The 14848-nt window shown below is 66.8% G+C and carries 11 protein-coding genes; 5 read left to right on the forward strand and 6 right to left on the reverse strand.

Annotated elements, in window-relative coordinates:
* Positions 1-71: 71 nt before the first annotated feature.
* The gene (rpoC, locus tag BXU08_RS07525) at positions 72-4355 is read left to right on the forward strand and encodes a DNA-directed RNA polymerase subunit beta' (protein WP_077509494.1); all 4284 of its coding nucleotides are present in this window, start codon (positions 72-74) and stop codon (positions 4353-4355) included.
* 269 nt (positions 4356-4624) lie between these two features.
* Positions 4625-5695 carry a hypothetical protein gene (locus tag BXU08_RS07530; protein ID WP_077509495.1) on the forward strand — a complete coding sequence of 357 codons (1071 nt, stop codon included), beginning with the start codon at positions 4625-4627 and terminating at the stop codon, positions 5693-5695.
* A gap of 105 nt (positions 5696-5800) precedes the next feature.
* On the opposite strand, the gene BXU08_RS07535 is transcribed toward BXU08_RS07530, so the two are convergent.
* Complete coding sequence (locus tag BXU08_RS07535) at positions 5801-6961, reverse strand: carbohydrate porin (RefSeq protein WP_077509496.1); 1161 nt, start codon at positions 6959-6961, stop codon at positions 5801-5803.
* 149 nt (positions 6962-7110) lie between these two features.
* Between BXU08_RS07535 and BXU08_RS07540 the strand changes: the two genes are divergently transcribed.
* Entirely contained in the window at positions 7111-7620 is a 510-nt protein-coding gene (locus tag BXU08_RS07540) for a DUF1993 family protein (RefSeq protein WP_077512137.1), read from the forward strand.
* Positions 7617-8480 (forward strand): 2-dehydropantoate 2-reductase, encoded by an 864-nt coding sequence (locus BXU08_RS07545; protein WP_077509497.1) that lies wholly within the window; start codon positions 7617-7619, stop codon positions 8478-8480. The genes BXU08_RS07540 and BXU08_RS07545 overlap by 4 nt, the downstream gene beginning before the upstream one ends.
* A 19-nt stretch (positions 8481-8499) precedes the next feature.
* On the opposite strand, the gene BXU08_RS07550 is transcribed toward BXU08_RS07545, so the two are convergent.
* From BXU08_RS07550 to BXU08_RS07570, 5 genes are all read right to left on the reverse strand, one after another.
* The gene (locus tag BXU08_RS07550) at positions 8500-9111 is read right to left on the reverse strand and encodes an ATP-binding cassette domain-containing protein (protein WP_077509498.1); all 612 of its coding nucleotides are present in this window, start codon (positions 9109-9111) and stop codon (positions 8500-8502) included.
* The gene (modB, locus tag BXU08_RS07555) at positions 9101-9790 is read right to left on the reverse strand and encodes a molybdate ABC transporter permease subunit (RefSeq protein WP_077509499.1); all 690 of its coding nucleotides are present in this window, start codon (positions 9788-9790) and stop codon (positions 9101-9103) included. Before modB ends, BXU08_RS07550 begins: the two co-directional genes overlap by 11 nt.
* A 1-nt stretch (position 9791) precedes the next feature.
* Entirely contained in the window at positions 9792-10553 is a 762-nt protein-coding gene (gene modA, locus BXU08_RS07560; RefSeq protein WP_077509500.1) for a molybdate ABC transporter substrate-binding protein, read from the reverse strand.
* A gap of 61 nt (positions 10554-10614) precedes the next feature.
* On the reverse strand, positions 10615-11658 hold the full coding sequence (locus BXU08_RS07565) for a glycosyltransferase (RefSeq protein WP_077509501.1): 1044 nt from the start codon (positions 11656-11658) through the stop codon (positions 10615-10617).
* On the reverse strand, positions 11655-14165 hold the full coding sequence (locus tag BXU08_RS07570; protein WP_077509502.1) for a DegT/DnrJ/EryC1/StrS family aminotransferase: 2511 nt from the start codon (positions 14163-14165) through the stop codon (positions 11655-11657). Before BXU08_RS07570 ends, BXU08_RS07565 begins: the two co-directional genes overlap by 4 nt.
* Positions 14166-14306: 141 nt before the next feature.
* Between BXU08_RS07570 and BXU08_RS07575 the strand changes: the two genes are divergently transcribed.
* Entirely contained in the window at positions 14307-14843 is a 537-nt protein-coding gene (locus BXU08_RS07575) for a hypothetical protein (RefSeq protein ID WP_077509503.1), read from the forward strand.
* The last annotated feature ends 5 nt before the right edge of the window (positions 14844-14848 follow it).

Here is a 14848-nt window from a genome sequence, read left to right on the forward strand (position 1 = left end):
GTTCGGGCGCTGCCGTCGGGTAGCGCCCTCCCCTCCGACGACAAGATTTTACCCTCCTGAGGGAAAACGACATGAATGAACTGACCAACTTCGCAAATCCGGTGGCCAAGCCGGAGACCTTCGACCAGATCCAGATCGGCATCGCGTCCCCGGACCGTATCCGCTCGTGGTCGTTCGGCGAGATCAAGAAGCCGGAAACCATCAATTATCGCACGTTCAAGCCCGAGCGTGACGGCCTGTTCTGCGCGCGCATCTTCGGTCCGATCAAGGACTACGAGTGCCTGTGCGGCAAGTACAAGCGCATGAAGTACAAGGGCATCGTCTGCGAGAAGTGCGGCGTCGAGGTGACCGTCTCGAAGGTTCGCCGCGAGCGGATGGGCCACATCGAACTCGCCGCCCCGGTCGCGCACATCTGGTTCCTCAAGTCGCTGCCGTCGCGCATCGGCCTGCTGCTCGACATGCAGCTCAAGCAGCTCGAGCGCGTGCTCTACTTCGAGAGCTACATCGTCACCGAGCCGGGCCTGACTCCGCTGGAAAAGTTCCAGCTCCTCACCGAGGACGAACTGCTCGACGCGCAGGATGAATATGGCGAGGACGCCTTCACTGCCGGCATCGGCGCCGAAGCCGTCAAGATCATGCTCATGGATCTCGACCTCGAGGGCGAGCGCAAGGAGCTGCTCGACGAGCTCGCGGTCACCAAGTCCGAGCTCAAGCCCAAGAAGATCATCAAGCGGCTGAAGGTCGTCGAGAGCTTCATCGATTCGGGCAACCGTCCCGAGTGGATGATCCTCGATGTCGTTCCGGTCATCCCGCCCGAGCTGCGCCCGCTGGTGCCGCTGGACGGCGGCCGCTTCGCGACTTCGGATCTCAACGATCTGTATCGCCGCGTGATCAACCGCAACAACCGCCTCAAGCGGCTGATGGAGCTGCGTGCGCCGGACATCATCGTGCGCAACGAGAAGCGCATGCTTCAGGAGGCCGTCGACGCACTGTTCGACAACGGCCGCCGCGGTCGCACGATCACGGGCGCCAACAAGCGTCCACTCAAGTCGCTGTCCGACATGCTCAAGGGCAAGCAGGGCCGCTTCCGCCAGAACCTTCTGGGCAAGCGCGTCGACTATTCGGGCCGTTCGGTCATCGTCACCGGTCCGGAGCTCAAGCTGCACCAGTGCGGCCTGCCCAAGAAGATGGCGCTCGAGCTGTTCAAGCCGTTCATCTACGCCCGCCTCGACGCCAAGGGTCTCTCGATGACCCTCAAGCAGGCGAAGAAGTGGGTCGAGAAGGAGCGCAAGGAAGTCTGGGACATCCTGGACGAAGTGATCCGCGAGCACCCGGTTCTGCTGAACCGCGCGCCGACGCTTCACCGTCTTGGCATCCAGGCGTTCGAGCCGGTCCTGATCGAAGGCAAGGCGATTCAGCTCCACCCGCTGGTCTGCTCGGCATTCAACGCCGACTTCGACGGTGACCAGATGGCCGTCCACGTCCCGCTGTCGCTTGAAGCGCAGTTGGAAGCGCGCGTCCTGATGATGTCGACCAACAACATCCTCAGCCCCGCGAATGGCAAGCCGATCATCGTGCCGTCGCAGGACATGGTGCTGGGTCTCTACTATCTCTCGATGGAGAAGACCGGCGAGCCGGGCGAAGGCATGCTGCTAGGCGACATGTCCGAAGTCCACCAGGCGCTCAACGCCGGTGCGGTGACCTTGCACACCAAGATCACCAGCCGCGTTCCGCAGACCGACGAAGAGGGCAAGCAGTACCTCAAGCGCTACGAGACGACGCCGGGCCGCATGCTGCTCGGCGAGACGCTCCCGCAGTCGCACAAGGTGCCGTTCGAGACCGTCAACCGCCTCCTCACCAAGAAGGACGTGGGCGACGTGATCGACGAGGTCTATCGCCACACCGGCCAAAAGGAGACCGTGCTGTTCGCCGACGCGATCATGGCACTGGGCTTCCGTCACGCGTTCAAGGCGGGCATTTCGTTCGGCAAGGACGACATGATCATCCCGGACGCCAAGGTCGGCATGGTCGACGAGACCAAGGCACTCGTGAAGGATTACGAGCAGCAGTATCAGGACGGTCTGATCACGCAGCAGGAGAAGTACAACAAGGTGATCGACGCCTGGAGCCGTTGCGGCGACCAGGTGGCAGGCGCCATGATGGACGAGATCAAGGCGGTGAAGCGGCTGCCCAACGGCCGTGAAGCTCCGATCAACTCGATCTACATGATGGCCCATTCGGGTGCTCGTGGTTCGCAGGCGCAGATCAAGCAGCTTGCCGGCATGCGCGGCCTGATGGCCAAGCCGTCGGGCGAGATCATCGAGACGCCGATCATCTCGAACTTCAAGGAAGGCCTGACCGTCCTCGAATACTTCAACTCGACCCACGGCGCCCGCAAGGGCCTCGCGGATACCGCGCTGAAGACCGCCAACTCGGGCTACCTCACCCGCCGCCTCGTCGACGTGTCGCAGGACTGCGTCATCATGGAGGAGGATTGCGGCACCGAGCGCGCCCTGGAAATGCGTGCGATCGTTCAGGGCGGCTCGACCATCGCGTCGCTCGGCGAGCGTATTCTGGGTCGTACGACTGCGGAAGACGTTGTCGATGCAAAGACCAACGACGTCGTCATCCCGTCGGGCACGTTGCTCGACGAGGCGATGATCACGCAGATCGAAGCCATCGGCATCCAGGGGATGAAGATCCGCTCGCCGCTGGTCTGCGAGGCGCGGATCGGCGTTTGCGGCAAGTGCTACGGGCGTGACCTCGCGCGCGGCACTCCGGTGAACATCGGTGAAGCGGTCGGCGTCATCGCGGCGCAGTCGATCGGCGAGCCGGGCACCCAGCTGACGATGCGGACCTTCCACATCGGCGGCGCGGCGCAGCTCAACGAGCAGTCGAACCTAGAAGCGCCGTCGGACGGCAAGGTCGAATTCCGCGACGTCCGCATGATCGTCGATCAGCGTGGCCGCCGCGTGGTGACTTCGCGTTCGGCCGAACTGGCGATCGTCGACATGGACGGCCGCGAGCTCGCGGTGCACCGCATCCCGTACGGCGCCTATGTGCTGTTCGACGATGGCCACATCGTCTCGCAGGGCGACCGCATGGCGGAGTGGGATCCGTTCACCATGCCGGTGATCACCGAGAACCCCGGCATCGTGAAGTATGTCGAGGTCATCGAAGGCAAGACGATGACCGAGCAGGTCGACGAAGCGACGGGCATCGCCCAGCGCGTCATCACCGAGAACCGTGGCATCTCCGCCAAGAAGGAAGACCTTCGTCCGCGCCTGACCCTCACCGGCGAAAGCGCCGAGGAGGCAGGCCGCTACATGCTCGCACCGGGCGCAGTGCTCTCGGTCGAGGATGGTGCGCAGGTGTCGGCGGGTGACGTTCTCGCCCGTGTCAGCCGCGAGTCCGCCAAGACCCGCGACATCACCGGCGGTCTGCCGCGCGTCGCCGAGCTGTTCGAAGCCCGCAAGCCCAAGGAAAACGCGATCATCGCGAAGGTCTCGGGCCGCGTCGTCTTCGGCAAGGACTACAAGGCCAAGCGCAAGATCGGGATCATGCCCGAGGACGGCGGCGAGGTCGTGGAGTATCTGGTGCCGAAGTCGAAGGTGATCGACGTCCAGGAAGGCGACTACGTCAAGCGTGGCGACAATTTGATCGGCGGCTCGCCCGATCCGCACGACATCCTCGAAGTGCTCGGCATCGAGCCGCTCGCGGAATATCTCGTGTCGGAAATCCAGGAGGTCTATCGTCTCCAGGGCGTGAAGATCAACGACAAGCACATCGAGGTGATCGTTCGCCAGATGCTGCAGAAGGTCGAGATCATCGAGTCCGGCGACACCACCCTGCTGGTGGGCGAGCAGCTCGACCGCGACGAGATGGACGAGCAGAACGCCAAGCTCGAAAAGGGTCAGACCCCCGCACAGGGCAAGCCGATCCTTCTCGGCATCACCAAGGCGTCGCTGCAGACCCGCAGCTTCATCTCGGCGGCGTCGTTCCAGGAGACCACCCGCGTTCTCACGGAAGCAGCCGTGCAGGGCAAGCAGGACACCCTGCTCGGCCTCAAGGAGAATGTGATCGTCGGTCGTCTGATCCCGGCGGGCACCGGCGCAGGCATGAACCGCCTGCGTGTCGCGGCCTCGTCGCGTGATGCGGCGCTTCGGGTGGCCCAGCGCCGCATGAACGAAGCCACGCTGATCGCGCCGAACTCGGCAAAGGAAGAGCATGACGCCGAACTGGCCCGCTCCACGCGCGACGCCGGCGGCACCGGCGACGACGCGCTGGCCAGCGTGGTCCCCTCGGGCCACGGCACCGATGCGGACGCCGGCGATTACCTGAACAAGAGCGAGTAATCGCTCGCGTTCAGGCGCTCCGGCGCTGACAAATGAAAAGCCGCCGTCCGGGATACCGGACGGCGGCTTTTTCTTTGCGCGTTCGGTGGGTGCGGTGCCGGTCTACAGCTGTTTGTCGAGCGGTGATTGGCGCGGCTCATAACTAAAGGCATCTAGGGGCCCTGGCCCCGATACCATAACGAGACCGGTGGCAAATTCGCGGCCGGGACTAGCTGTTGATCGTGCCTTTGTTTTCGGTAACCTTGTCTTGCTTTTAGGGGGAGAGCTTGATGAAATGGATTATCGCTATCGCGAGCGCCGGTATTGCCGCCGCGGTCTGGGCAATGCCCGCAGCTGCTCAATCGGGAAGCGATACTTGCAGCGACATCCTGCGCAATGGAACGCTGCAAACCACGCAGATCCAGGACAATCGCTACTTTCAGCAAATCCGTGCATCGCGAGAACAGCGAACCCGTCGGCGGACCGAAGATGTCGAGACGTCGGCGGACGTAGGCATCCCGATCGAAGGTGTTCCGTTCAACGCCAGCGGAACCGGCAATTATCGCACCACCAACGCGAGTACGTCGGACACATCGCGCTTCGACTGGATTTCCGAGGACCGCGAGTTTTCGGCTCTGCTGAGCTCGGGCGATCCGACGATCGTCAGTGCGTGGTCGCGCTGTATGGACAATGGTCCGGGCGGGCTGACTGCGCGTTTCGTTGTCCATAGCGCTAAAGAGGCGTTATTGCTCATCTCGTGGCGGCCGGGCCGCGTGGGAAACCCAACGACGGGATTTCCTGATGCCCATCTTCGGGACAACATCGTCCTTCCCGCCGGTGTTACCGTGATGAGCGGGCAGCACTGCCTGCTCGCGTCCAATCGCATCACGGAGGGCACGTGTGAGGTGAATCTGCAACTCGATAGCGCCACGCGTACGCTCGCGGTTTCGCTGAACACTGATCGCGGGGTCGGCGCGCATGCCTATCTGCCCCAGCGCCTCCGGCACGCCGTATCCTCCCGGCCACATATTTTCAGCGCCAGTGACAATGCGTACCGTAGTCTGTTCCGGGAGCAGCATACCGTCACGGTGACCCACACGGCGCAGCTGAGCGAAGCGCTGACGAACGAGGGCTGGCGGTTCGACCCGGAGTCGATCGGGTTCGATGTTCGTAAGACCAGCGGCGGACCGCATCACCGGTGCCATTCGCCGCTCGTCACCGATAAGCAGGCGTATCAGATCACCTATCAGTACAGGGCCAGGACGTCGTTCGAGGACCGGGACGATCGAAATACCCGTCTGAAATGCCTGGGTACGCCAACGGCGCGCCTCGTCCGGGATCGATGGATCGCTATGGACTAGCGTCTCAGCATCTGGCCTAGACCCGGTTGCGTATCATGCCGCGCAACCGGGATGGGCCGCGCAGCGCCCGTCCTTCCGGGGCGAAAGTTCACCGAAGCGTCTGCGTCAGAATTCCAGCGAGACGCGTAGCCCTCCGACAATCACCTGCTTCGCATCGGCATTGCCGCCGGCGTCGAACACCAGCTGTAGATCCGGCTGGAGCGTCAGCGGGCCGATACGATCCGAATACGTGACTTCGATCGCGCTTTCCGCTGCGGCCGCACGCGTGCCGTCGCCGCGCAGGACCTGGCGATAGCCATCGGACAGCAGGGCCTGGTTGAAACCGATCGAGACCTGGCTGTCGTCGCGGCCCTCCCAGAGCTTGCCGACGAGGACGCCTGCCTGCCAGCCGCCCTTGAACGGGGTGGTCTTGCCGTCCGACAGGCCGGCGCGGACGAAGCCAGCGACTGCGCGGGGTCCTTCGGGATCGGTGAACGGCCGCTCCGCGACGAAATAGGCCCCGCGGGCGTGGCGCTGCAGCGGATCGCCGGAGGCATCGAGAGCGAACACATCGTCCTGGCGCTGGGTATAGCCCCAGGCGCCGATGGCGACCTTGCCGCCGCTACCGGCGACCCCGGCCTCCGTGACGAGAAGCGCGCCATCGTCGAAGGTCAGGTTGACGCCGCCGGGATCGCCCAGCGTGCGGGCCGCGGCGTTGAGCACCGCACCCCGGACGAAGCCGCCGCTGCCGAACTGATGGTCGATGCGGACCGCCAGCGCCGTAGACGGGAAGATCGACGGTCCGTTGGGTCCGGTCGCGGCGATTTCGGAGCCGACGCCGAACGCCGGCGCGAGCAGCAGCCCGGCGGAATCGTTGCTGTAGAATTCGCTGTTGAGATCATAGAGGCCGGCGCGCAGCGTGCTGCGCTCGCCGATCTTCTGTTCGATCCACGCTTCGAGCAGCCGTAGCCGGTGGCTTGCGACTTCGATATTGTCCACGCCCTGCAGCGTGCCGGCGCGATCGTTGGGCATCCCGCCCATATTGACCAGCACGTCGACATGCATCGTCGCGCCGTTCCACCCGGCAAGCTTTTCGAGTTCGAGATCGGCAGTGAGATCGAGATTGTCGAGCCAATAGACCTTGGCGGGCCGCCCCCCGGCGCCGATTGCGATCATGTCCATCACATAAGAGGCAGACAGATCGACACCGTCCTGCGCATGCGCCGCGGGCGCGAGCAACGCGGTCGCCAACAGGATAGCCGATAGTTTCGCCGGGGGGACCCGCATGTCGCACGCCTTCTTCGATGCTGATCCCCAGCTCAATTATAGACGGTCGCGCGACCAAGCGGATCGTGGTCCGACAATTCCTTTTGCGGGCGGCGCCGACTTGCGGGCTTGCGCTAGCCAAGCCCCGCCGCGCGCCCTATTCGGGCGCCATGGCCACCGAACTCTACGACCTCACGGTCCCCGCCTTCCTCCGCGGCTTCAAGGCAATGGCAGCGTTCCTCGAAAAGGCGCGCGCGCATGCCGATGCCAAAGGAATTCCGCATGTCGATCTGCTGACGGCGCGGCTCTATGAAGACATGGCTACGCTCACCTCGCAGGTGCAGCGCGCGAGCGACGCGGCCAAGTTCGCCGGCGCGCGGCTTGCGGGAATCGAGGCGCCGGCCATACCAGACACCGAAGCGAGCTTTAACGAACTGAAAGCGCGGATCGCCGCGACGGTGGCGTTTCTGGAAAGCATCCCGCGCGACGCCATCGACGGGCGCGAGGATGCCGATGTCGAACTCAAGACCCCTTCGCGCAGCTTCCAGTTCAAGGGCCGCGGTTATCTGCTCGGCTTCGCCCTGCCCAATTTCTATTTCCACCTCACCACCGCCTATGGGATCCTGCGCCACAACGGCGTGCCACTCGGCAAGATGGACTATCTGGGCGGCATCGGTTGACCCGGATCGCAGTCATCGGCGCCGGCGCGATCGGCGGCACGCTTGCCGCCTGGCTCGCGCAGGCGCATGACGTCACGGTGTGCGCGCGCGCGCCGCTCGCCGATCTCGAGATCGTGACCCCCGAACGGACGATCCGCGCCGCTCCGCGCATCCTCAATGATCCGGCCGAAGCCACGCCGGTCGACTGGGTACTGGCGACGACCAAGACCTATGACTGCGCCGCCGCCGCGGCGTGGCTGCCGGGGCTGATGGGACCCGAGACGCGGCTGGCGGTGATCCAGAACGGCGTCGAACAGCGCGATCGCTTTCCGATGGTGGCCGCCGAACGCACGGTGCCGGTGATCATCGACTTGCCGGCCGAGCGCACTGCGCCAGGCCGGATCGTCCAGCGCCGCGACGGCACGATCCTGGTCCCCGACGGCGAGACGGGCGCGGCGCTGGTGGCGCTGTTCGCCGATACGGTGATCGACGCGAAGACCACGCCCGACTTCGTCACTGCCGCGTGGCGCAAACTGGCGATCAACTGCTCGGGAATCGTCAGCGCAATCACGCGGCGCGCCGCCGAAGTCGCCAACGACGAAGCCGTCGCCGAGGTGATGCGCGAGCTGGTGCGCGAGTGCATCGCAGTCGGCCGCTCCGAAGGCGCGACGCTGCCGGACAAGCTCGCCGACCAGGTCGTCGAATGGACGCGCAAGGCGCATCCGGACTCAGTCAATTCGCTCCATGCCGATTTCGTCGCCGGGCGCCCGATGGAGCTGGATGCGCGCAATGGCGTGATCGTCCGGCTGGGTGCGAAGCACGGGATCGCGACGCCGTTGAACGCGGCGATGGCGGCGCTGCTGGCGGCGAGCCAAAAATAGCCCCCCTGCGGGGAATATCTTACAGTTCCACGATCCGGCTGCCGAGCCGTTCGGCTTCGGCGCGGTCGTGGGTGACCATCAGGATCGGCAGGCGCAGCGCGTCGCGCAGCCGCTCGATCAGGCCCATGATCTCTTCGCGCCGAGCGCGGTCGAGCGAGGACAAGGGCTCGTCCAGAAGCAGGAAGCGCGGGTTGGAGAGCAGCGCGCGCCCGATCGCCACACGCCGCGCCTCGCCGCCCGAAAGCGTGCGCGGCCAGCGATCGAGCAGCCCGGCAAGCCCAAGCAGTGCGATCGTCTCGTCGACATCGACGGCGCCTTCGCCGCTGCGCCAGCCATATAGAAGATTGGCCTGCACGCGCTTGTGCGGAAACAGCCGCGGCTCCTGGAAGACATAGCCGGCGCGGCGGCGCTCGGGCGGCACGTCGAGGCCGAGGGCGGCGTCGAACAGGGTCTCGTCGCCGATGCGGACATGCCCGCGATCGGGCTCGACCAGCCCCGCGACCATGCCGAGCACGCTGGTCTTGCCTGCTCCCGAGGGACCGAACAGCACGGTCAGGCCGTCGCCGCCCGCGATCCGGCAGGCGATCTCGGTGTCGCCCAGCCGCTTGGCGACATCGATGTCAAAGGACATGCAGCCCCCGCCCCGCGCGCCGCGCGATCATCTCCGAGGCTATAAGCGCGACGAGCGACAGCAGCACCGATACCCCCGCCAGCCGCAATACCAGCGCCTCGCCGCCCGGGGTCTGCAGCGCGGCATAGATCGCCAGTGGCAGCGTCTGGGTTTCGCCGGGAACATTCGAGACGAAGGTGATCGTCGCGCCGAACTCGCCGAGCGCGCGGGCGAAGCCGAGCACCACCCCGGCGATAACTCCGGGCAGGCTGAGCGGCAGCGTCACGGTGCGAAAGGTGCGCCAGCGGCTTGCTCCCAGCGTTCGCGCCGCCTGTTCGAGCCGCAGATCGACGCCCTCAATTGACAGCCGGATCGCGCGGACCATCAGCGGCAGCGCCATCACGCCCGCCGCCACCGCCGCACCGGTCCAGCGAAACAGCACGCTGACTTCGAACCAGCTTTCGAGCCACGCCCCGATCGGCCCTGCCGGGGCGAAGGCGAGCAGCAGCAGCCAGCCGGTCACCACCGGCGGCACGACCAGCGGCAGATGCACCAGCGCGTCCACCAGCACCTTGCCGGGAAAACGCGCGCGGGCGAGCAGATAGGCCAGCGCGAACGCCAGCGGCAGGCTTGCCAGCACCGCGACGCCGCCGACCTTGAGCGACAAGGCGACGATGCCCCATTCCTCGGGCGTCAGCATCTCACAGCGCCTGGAAGCCGAACCGCACGAAGATCGCCTTGCCCGCAGGCGACAGCAGGAAGCGGCGCAGTCCCTCGGCGTCGGGGCTGGTCGACGCCTTGAGCCGCGCGAGCGGATAGCGGATCGGTGGGTGGCTGCTTGCCGGGAGCATCCGCACCGCGCGCACCTGGCGCGAGGCGCGCGCATCGGTAACATAGACCACGCCCCATTCCGCCGCGCCGCGCTCGACCAGCGCCAGCGCCGCGCGGACATTCTCGGCGCGCACCACGCGCTGCGCGACTGCGTTCCACAAGCCCAGTTTCTGCAGCGACGCCTGCGCATAGCGGCCGGCGGGAACCGAAGCCGGATCGGCCAGCGCCACCCGGCCGCTCGCCAGCAACCGCGACAGCGGGATGTTTGCGGTCGCGGCGCGCGCGGTGACGGGCTGTACGACCACCAGGCGGTTGCCGAGCAGATTGGCTCGGGTGCCCGGGACGATCAGCCCGCGGCGCTGGACATCGTCCATCCACGGTTCGTCGGCCGAGAAGAACAGGTCCGCCGCCCCACCCGCCGCAACCTGTCGCGCGAGTGCGGAGGAAGCGGCAAAGGACAGCACCGGCCGGACATGGCCGAGCCGCGCCCAGACATCCGCCGCAGCGTTCATCGATTCCTGCAGGCTGGCGGCGGCCAGCACCAGCGGCGGGCGTTGCGCCGCCAGCGCACGCGCGGACGGCAGCGACGCCGCGGCCGCACCGATCAGAAATTCGCGCCGGTCCAACCGCATGCCTCGTCTCCTGCCGGTCCGCTATGACGCAGGCGCAGCATCCAGGGCAAGGACTCCGCGGTCAGCCGAGGCGCGAGAGGCCGCGCTTCACGGCACGCATCCCGCCGATCACCTGGCTGGTGAGCAGGTCCGCCGCCGCGCCGAGCGGCATCGGCTGGCTGCCGAGCGTGCGATGCAGCAGCAGCGAGCCCGAACGCACACTGGCACGGCAAACCCGCCACCAGAGCTGCGAAATCTCGCTGTCCACCGCCGTGAGATCCTCCCGATGCTGTGCGCCGAATTCCTGCCGCAGCACGGCGATGCCGCTGAACAGCCGGTTGAGCGTCTCGATATCGGGCACCGGCTCGCGCGCCATGACGTGGCGGACCAGCAGCGCGGCGATATCCGGGGCGCCGTCGCCGAGCAGCGACTGGTGCCGCTCGCGCAGCAGCAGTTCGGCGTGGGCGCGCATCGTGCCGTTGAACACTTGCGACGCGCCGCCGGCATGGCAGCGATAGAGCATCAGCACTTCGTCGATCTGCGCGACGCGGCCGTGCGGGCGCAGTCGCTGATATAGGTCGAAATCCTCGACATAACGCATCTCGGGCCGCTCGAACGGATCGAGCCGCCGCGCAGCATCGGCGCGGAACATCACCGAGGACCACGCGATCGGGTTCTGCACCAGCATCAGCCAGTCGATCAGCACCGGGGTCAACGGACGTGGCCAATTGCCGGGGTGGCGCTTGTTGTCGATCAGATAGTCGGTCGCGCTGCTGACCAGCGCGACGTCCTGATGGGCATCGAGATAGGCGACCTGCTGCGCGAAGCGCTCAGGCAGGCTGATATCGTCCTGGTCGAGCCCCGCGACATAGCGTCCGCGCGCCGCGGCGAAGGCGATGTTGCGCGCCACCACCGGGCCGCCATTGACCTCTGCGCGGATGACCCGGACCCGCGGATCGTCGAGCCGTTCGAGCACTGCGACGCTGTCGTCCTTCGAACAATCGTCGACGGCGATCAACTCCCAGTGCGTCAGCGTCTGCGCGCGCAGGCTTGCCAGCGTTGCGGGCAGCAGCACCGCGCCGTTGTATACCGCCATGATGACGGAGACGGTCGGCGCCGCACTCATGCGACTGCCTGTGCCTGCAGGTCGAGCAGTTGGTCCACGATCATGTGGCCGATGTCGTTCTGCCACAGCCACAGGCCGTTGGCCTTGCCGCTGAAGCTCGCTTCTCCGCCCAGCCGACCATCGGGAACATGCCCCGAGGCGAGGCCGATCCCGAAAACGCCGGGCACCGGCCGGCCCTCGATATCGATCACCCGGCATTGCTGGTCAACGAGGCGCGGCCGCCCTGGTGCGTCGGCAGCGAGCGCGATGCGATTGCCGTCGAGATCGTACAGCGGCAGCGCGCGCGGGCGATAGCCGAGCGCGCCGATGACGATATCCGCCGCTTCGATCTCGGCGCGGACCGCGGAATCCTCAATCGTGCCGATCCGGCGCAGCGCCATGCGCGGATCGGGCGCGCGGCCGCCGACGCCGAGCATGCGAAGCACGAGCTCGCGCGCCTCCAGCCGGAAGCCGGCGAGCCGATAGACGAACCCGCTGACCGGGCAGATATCCTGCGCGCCGAAGTCGGTGAAGCCGTCGGCACGCGCCGCCTCGACCGACGGATAGAAGGGCCGTAGCGGCCGGCGATGATAGAGCGCCAGTGCCCCCGCCCCCAGCGCCAATGCCGGTGCCGCCTTTAGCAGCAGCGCCGCCGCGGCAAGCGCGCTGGTCGATCCGCCGACGATCGCGATGCGCGGCGCGGGCACGCCCGCGATCCGCGCGCGCAATGCGTCGAGCCCGCCGATGCGGAGGAATTCGTCGCCCGCCATCAGCCGCTCGCCGGCCAGCGTGCCCAGCGCCACCCCGGCGACCGGTTCGGCATAGACATTGGCGCGGGTCTGATAGCCGCCGGTCGCGATCACGAGCTTCTCCGCGCGCATCACCCGCACTTCGCCAGTGACGAGGTTACGCACTCGTGCTGCCCAGGCGCCGTCGGCGGTGCGCCGCGCCTCGACCACGTCGCTGCGGGTCACCACCGTGCCGCCCTGCCCCGCTACGATCGTCGCGAGTTGCGCGCCGGTCGCTTCGAGGAACGGCGTGGCGCGTGCCAGCGGCACGCCCAGCTTACCGACATGCATGGCGATTTCCTGGCCCGCGCTATGCACTTCGAGCGCAGCGATGCCGTCATTGGCATTGCCCTTGACCGCCGTCAGGAACGTCTCCGCCGTACTGTCCGACGTGATCGCATAGGTGCCGATCTCGCCGCGGCCGAGCACCGCATCGCGCTCAACCACGGCCAGTCCCGAATTGGCCAGCCGGACCAGCGCATCGCTCTTGCTCGCCGCCGTGAGCAGCGCGGTTCCCGCGGGACCGCCGCCGACGATCAGCGCCGAATGGAGATGGCTGCCGCGCCGCTCCGACCCGACCAGCCCCTTGAGCCCCGAGGCTGCGCAGGCATCGATCAGCGCCCCGCACACCCGCTCGACATCGCTCTGCGACATCCCGTCCGTGACCGGCAGCGACAGGATGCGCGCGCCGACATCGTCGCATACCGGCATCGGCTCGCTGACGCCGTGCGCGCGGAACCAGGGCTGCTCGCCCAGATGCGGGCTGAAGTAACTGGCCGCGCCGATGCCCTGCTCGGCGAGCGTATCGATGATCGCACGACGGTGCCCGGCAAAGGCGCGCGGCAACAGCAGCGACTGGAATTGCAGCGCCGGGCGCGATCCGCGCAACTCCTGGAACTCGAACCCTTTCTCGGCGGCGAACCCGCCCAGCATCTCGCGATAGACGGCGTCGAGCTGCATCCGGTGCGCCGCAATGCCCTCGATTTCCTCGAGCTTGGCGCGCGCCGCAAGGCCGAGCACTTCGGGAAGCTTGGCATTGAACCCAGGGCCCTCGGCCGAGCGCCCGCCTGCAAAGCCGAAATTGCTCATCCGGCGCAGCGCCGCGATCAGATCGGCGTCGCCCGAATGGACGAGGCCGCCCTCTGCCGTGGCGAACACCTTGGTCGCATGCATCGAATAGACGATCGCGAAGGGCGCGCCGGCACCGAACTGGCCGCGGTCCGCATCCAGCGCGCCGAGCGAAGCCGCGGCGTCGATCACCACGCCCACGCCGCGCTCGGCATAGCCGCGGTAGCGCGCCAGATCGATGCCCGCGCCGAACGTGGCATAAGGGACCACCGCGGCGATGCGATCGCCATATTTCTCGAATGCCCGCGCCTCGGCCTCGGCGCTTGCCGCCCAATCCTCGGGGTCGATGTCACACAGCAACGGCGTCAGCCCTGCCCATTCCGCGGCATGCGCGGTTGCGGCGAAGGTGAAGCCCGGGATCAGCGCGAAATTACCCTTGCCCGCGCGCGGCCCCGCGGCATGGCGGGTCGCCATCATCAGCCCCAGCGTGGCGTTGCCTACCGCAAGGCAGTCCCCTACCCCGCCGAACAGCTTCGCAGTCGCCGCGGCCTCGAAGCCGCGCACCACCGGCCCGCCATTCGAATAGACGCCGCGCGCCTCGATCTGCGCCAGCGCATCGCCCATCTGGCTCAGCTTTGGCGGGCACGGCGCGATCAGCGGCAGCCGATCCATAAACTCTCTCCAGCTTCGGTCCCGGCCGGACGCACCGGCACTCGTCGGACGAACCTAGCCGCGCCGAACCTTCCATTTCGTAAAGCTATCCGCGACGGCGCCCGCATGGACGCGGGGCCACGCACAGGCTAGCGCGGAACGATGATTCTCGGCCCACCAGAACAGATCGATTCGGCCACTCGCGCCTTTTGCGCGACCATCTCGCCCGAAACCCCGTTCTATGTGCCGGTTCGGCCCGCACCGGCATCCAAACCCGCATATTGCTTCGACAACTCAGTCACCTATGCACAAGCGAATGGCGGCGAAGCGGTTTATGGCTGGGCGATCTGGCACTGGCCGGGCCGGTGGTTCGAGGCCGAGCACCACGCCGTGTGGCGCAGCCCCGATGGCGACCTGCTCGACGTCACGCCGCAGGCCGGCGATCCCGTCCGCGTGCTGTTCCTGCCCGATCCCAGCGCACCCTACGATCCCAGCACGTTCCGCCCCAACATCATGGCACCCGACGGCGACAGCGCGGACGTGCGCGAATATATCGCGCTGGTCGCCCAGCGCGGCGACATTACCCGAACCTATTGGGAACCGGGGATGGACGTGCTGCCGCTGTTCAGCGCCGAGGACCAGCGCCGATTGGACCCGATCGACGCGCGCATGGCCGAGCTCCGCGCCGCGATCGCCTGAAGAGC

Origin of the sequence: Sphingomonas sp. LM7, from assembly GCF_002002925.1 — a bacterium.
In the GTDB taxonomy this organism is placed as follows: domain Bacteria; phylum Pseudomonadota; class Alphaproteobacteria; order Sphingomonadales; family Sphingomonadaceae; genus Sphingomonas.

What these genes read in the sequence shown, in the direction of transcription:
- BXU08_RS07530 (WP_077509495.1), top strand. Translation starts at nt 4,625, where the DNA reads ATGAAATGGATTATCGCTATCGCGAGCGCCGGTATTGCCGCCGCGGTC.
- modA (WP_077509500.1), bottom strand. Translation starts at nt 10,553, where the DNA reads ATGCGGTTGGACCGGCGCGAATTTCTGATCGGTGCGGCCGCGGCGTCG.
- rpoC (WP_077509494.1), top strand. Translation starts at nt 72, where the DNA reads ATGAATGAACTGACCAACTTCGCAAATCCGGTGGCCAAGCCGGAGACC.
- BXU08_RS07575 (WP_077509503.1), top strand. Translation starts at nt 14,307, where the DNA reads ATGATTCTCGGCCCACCAGAACAGATCGATTCGGCCACTCGCGCCTTT.
- BXU08_RS07570 (WP_077509502.1), bottom strand. Translation starts at nt 14,165, where the DNA reads ATGGATCGGCTGCCGCTGATCGCGCCGTGCCCGCCAAAGCTGAGCCAG.
- BXU08_RS07535 (WP_077509496.1), bottom strand. Translation starts at nt 6,961, where the DNA reads ATGCGGGTCCCCCCGGCGAAACTATCGGCTATCCTGTTGGCGACCGCG.
- BXU08_RS07540 (WP_077512137.1), top strand. Translation starts at nt 7,111, where the DNA reads ATGGCCACCGAACTCTACGACCTCACGGTCCCCGCCTTCCTCCGCGGC.
- BXU08_RS07550 (WP_077509498.1), bottom strand. Translation starts at nt 9,111, where the DNA reads ATGTCCTTTGACATCGATGTCGCCAAGCGGCTGGGCGACACCGAGATC.
- BXU08_RS07565 (WP_077509501.1), bottom strand. Translation starts at nt 11,658, where the DNA reads ATGAGTGCGGCGCCGACCGTCTCCGTCATCATGGCGGTATACAACGGC.
- modB (WP_077509499.1), bottom strand. Translation starts at nt 9,790, where the DNA reads ATGCTGACGCCCGAGGAATGGGGCATCGTCGCCTTGTCGCTCAAGGTC.